We start from the raw sequence: 3,783 nt of genomic DNA, 5'->3' as shown, positions 1-3,783 counted from the left end.
TTAAATATATATAACCATTATTAAACATTAAAATATAAAGCTTGTATCGACGATTACCTGGTAATTTTCGATACAGGCTTTTTTTACTTATTCGCTATTTTTCCAAGTAGAATAGAATTGTCTCTTTTTAGTTTTTTGTTTTCTTCTTCTAAATTACCTATTCTTCTTTTTAGGGAATCAATAAGTTTGTCCTTGGAACTTTCACTAAATGTCTGTTTTTTTGTGATAACCTTTAATTTCTGATTTTGTTTTATTATTGCTTCATCAATTGGCTTTATAAGTTCTTCTGGATACGAGTACAAAAACGTTTTACTTACTCCTGCTTTACGGCAAATTTCAGCTTTTGATATAGGGTTACTTATTGGATCATCAAGGAGCGTTAGCTCCTTTAGAACAGCTAAAACAGTTTGCTTCTTTAACCTGCTTTCCATTTTCTTTGATTCAACCATTTTAGAGGTATTTGGACTCATATTAGCCATTAATGGACACCTCCTGTATAGAAATGTTTTGAGGCATCGAATGTTTCACCCTTTTCAATGATTTCCAATGCGGTTTGATAGAACTGAACTACCTTGTCAAATTCCTCAATTTTTTCATTTAGTCCAATTTGTTTCGCTTGGTTTAAATGCGTTGTAAAGGCATCTATTGTATCTATAACTGCGTTTTTATGTCTCGGCAATATCTTTTTCTTAATGCACGTTTTACAAGCCACCTGATGAGGACAGGAGGGCATCTTATAAGGATGCTCACAACATCCGTCACCTTGGTCAAAAATAGCGATAATTTTGTTTTTGACCCATTTGTTATCACCGAAAGTTTCTTCTTGCTCTGGGAGATTGTCTTTAATTGCTGTGGCATCAGATTTAAGAAGCTTATCTTTAAACTCCTTTTTTAAACGTTGTTGGTAGACCTTAATATACTTTTCTGTCATGTTAACTGATGAATGCCCTAAAAAGTTTTTAACAGCGTATATATCGACTCCTGCATCAATCATTTCGGTGGCTACTGTATGCCTAAACTGGTGTGAAGCTATTTTATAAATATCTCCAGACTGTGCACCAATATCTGATAATGGGATTTGATTACATATTTTAGACAGTACATGATGATAAATAGTGGCATAACTAACAGACTCCGTTATCAGAGTTTTTTCTTGAACGAAAGTAATAACTTCCCTAAATAAATACTTTTGCTTATCAGAAGTAGGAGGTAAATCTTTTACCCGTTCCTTTTGGCGTAAAATTGCCCGTTCCACTATATTTCTTCCTTTGGAGTCTTTTAAATGTGCTAATGGAACGACCAAATCTTTTTTGATTTTTGCAATACGATGGTCAAGGAAAAGTTGTGGATCTCCATCCAAATCATATTTCAAACAATCAATATCACTTCCATCTGCAATTAAGTGAGCTATGTCCTCAAAACGTCTTCCTGTATATCTTAAAATGATAATTAAATCCCAATAAGTCGGGGATACAATGGGAGTTTCCTCACTATCTTCCAATAGGGGGATTACTATATTTTCCAAGTAATCATCCAATTTTATTTTAATATGTGGTGGAATGGGTCTTGGTAGGGTTTCTACCGTTTTAGGCGTATCATAACTAATCAATAAAGCGTCTGTTTTTGGTCCATCGGACCATTTATTTTCGTACATGTATCGGAACATAGAACGGGTAGTTATTATCGCTCTGATAGATTTGCAGTTAGAAAGTGAATATATGTCAGGAAGAATTTTTTCGATATGTTCCTGCCTATTTAGCTCCTTAAAAGATTTGATATTCGGAAATTTATCATGCAGTATACTAAAAAAATCACTCAAGCATAGGATGTTTTCTTTAAACGTTTTAGCTTCCCAAGTTCCAAGCATATTTACAAAATACCTTTTTACCGTTGGGCGTAAATGAATATTTTCCAATTTAGTCAATTTAACGATAAATTGAACAGGAGAAAGATGTTTTGGATAATTCTTAAATAACCTTCTTACATCCCACACATCTTCTTTGAGATATTCTTCTCGCTCTTTTGGGTTTTTAATGTACTCAACTTCGTGATGGGGAGGGTAGTCATCTTCGTAGTGTTTTACCTGAACACCCATGTTTTCTAAAAGTTCAGCGAACTTTTCATCTTTGATGGCTGTATACCAAGGACCAGAGCTTTTAAATCCTGCTAATTTAGATAATACGTCATACTTTTTATCTTGGTTTTCAGATTGCTGTAAGACTTCGAAGAACTTCTTCTGTGTCTTCGTCATCCAAGAGGTATCGATAGCTGTAATAGGAAAAGGAGAAAAGGTTGCCTTTGTTCCCAAACTCTTCGAGTTATTTGCTTTTGATGAATTTGCTGCTTCATTTTTTGCCATTTTCTCGCTCCTTCCGTTTCTCTTCTCTATACTCACTCATTCGTTGGTATTCTTTTTTATGGTCTTCTGCATTTAAATGGGCATATATTTGCATCGTGGTTGCAACATCTTTGTGACCAACCCTTTCTTGGATATACTTCCAGTTGATAGGCTCACCTTTACTGATGTACTCTCTTGCTAATTCAGTAACGTGCGTGTGTCTTAGTTTATGGGTGTTCAGTTTAATCCCTGTTTTCCTGTTGTAATGATTAAGGGTGGAGGTAAGTGTCGATTTCTTCATCGGCTTTCCATTATCCATAGGATTATTACTATTAACCACAACAAACAGGAAATCAGTAACAGGGTCACTGTTCACCCAATAGCTACTAATATATCTATCTATCAAAATCATAAGGTCAGGTGGGAGATGAACAAACCTGTCCCTGCCATACCCAGCCTTAGCCCTTGATCCATTTTCGTTGTCTGGTCTGAAACGAATATGTATGCCTTGCTCGCCATAATCAATGTCCTCAAGCTTTACTCCAAGAAGCTCACCAGACCTTACCCCTCCTTCTTTAAGAGTTAAGAGAATGATTTTATCTCGTAAGAGATTGACTGCCTTCAGGTACGTCTGAAAATCCTTTTGATCAATGGTCTTAGGAATAATATGAGGAACTTTTGATTTTAAAGTGTTCTTCTGAACAGTCCTGCTTTTCCGAGTGTGGGATAACATATCTTTATCTCTCATCTCATTTGTAACCATGACATTACGATACACAACAGGATTGTCTTTAATCCTCCCACTAGCTTTAAGCCAAAGGAATAAAGAACTTACCCTATCTACGATGGCATTGACAGTAGAAACTTTAAGGTCGTCTTCAACGTATTCATAATCTAGCATCTCTACATTTTCATAAAATCTATACGGGTTCTTGAGCCATAATTTGAAGTTAGTAAGAATATCAGGTTTTCCATCTAGGTCCAAAATACCCAAACCCTTTATTTTCAAATACACAATGAAATACCATAAGTTGTAGCAATATGTTTTTATCGTATTAGGAGATACTTCTCGTATTGCTCTTGCTTGTATCATATCGAGATATTCTTTTACTAATAGTATAAAATCTAAGTTTTCATCCATAAGATAGTACATTGTCCCATTACCTGTTTGTGCTTCTCTAACAGATACAATCTCATGCCATTTATCCTTTATTGTTTTTTCCTTACGAGATATTGTCATTTAGCTACTAACTCCTTTACTTAAATTCAAGGTCCTCGCACAGAGGCTACGTCTTCCTCCATAAAAATAATATATATAATATTCAGATAATAACATAAAGTATCTATTATTACTATGTATTTTAAATTTATCCGTTTAGATAAAAAAAGATAGTAGGGATAATCAATCCTTACTATCTTTACTCTTATTATTCATATGTCTTTAA

The 3,783-nt window shown here is 34.5% G+C and carries 3 protein-coding genes; all 3 read right to left on the bottom strand.

From position 1 onward, the window contains the following. Positions 1–83: 83 nt before the first annotated feature. The 3 genes from KVT31_RS29115 to KVT31_RS29105 are packed head-to-tail and all read right to left on the bottom strand — an operon-like array spanning position 84 to position 3,578. A complete protein-coding gene (locus KVT31_RS29115) occupies positions 84–479 on the bottom strand; it encodes a DUF6262 family protein (protein ID WP_000002619.1) in 396 nt (131 codons plus the stop codon). Further along, positions 479–2,359, bottom strand: a complete 1,881-nt coding sequence (locus KVT31_RS29110; RefSeq protein ID WP_001096999.1) for a tyrosine-type recombinase/integrase — start codon at positions 2,357–2,359, stop codon at positions 479–481. Before KVT31_RS29110 ends, KVT31_RS29115 begins: the two co-directional genes overlap by 1 nt. Further along, positions 2,346–3,578 carry a tyrosine-type recombinase/integrase gene (locus KVT31_RS29105; protein ID WP_000156041.1) on the bottom strand — a complete coding sequence of 411 codons (1,233 nt, stop codon included), beginning with the start codon at positions 3,576–3,578 and terminating at the stop codon, positions 2,346–2,348. The genes KVT31_RS29110 and KVT31_RS29105 overlap by 14 nt, the downstream gene beginning before the upstream one ends. Positions 3,579–3,783: the final 205 nt, after the last annotated feature.

The sequence above is a fragment of the Bacillus sp. GbtcB14 genome (assembly GCF_019091205.1).
GTDB lineage: Bacteria > Bacillota > Bacilli > Bacillales > Bacillaceae_G > Bacillus_A > Bacillus_A cereus_AG.
The sequence above is the reverse complement of the archived record's forward strand: the minus strand, read 5'-3'. Positions and strand labels throughout refer to the sequence as shown.

Coding starts and splice junctions, on each gene's coding strand:
- KVT31_RS29115 (WP_000002619.1), bottom strand. CDS start 479: ATGGCTAATATGAGTCCAAATACCTCTAAAATGGTTGAATCAAAGAAA.
- KVT31_RS29110 (WP_001096999.1), bottom strand. CDS start 2,359: ATGGCAAAAAATGAAGCAGCAAATTCATCAAAAGCAAATAACTCGAAG.
- KVT31_RS29105 (WP_000156041.1), bottom strand. CDS start 3,578: ATGACAATATCTCGTAAGGAAAAAACAATAAAGGATAAATGGCATGAG.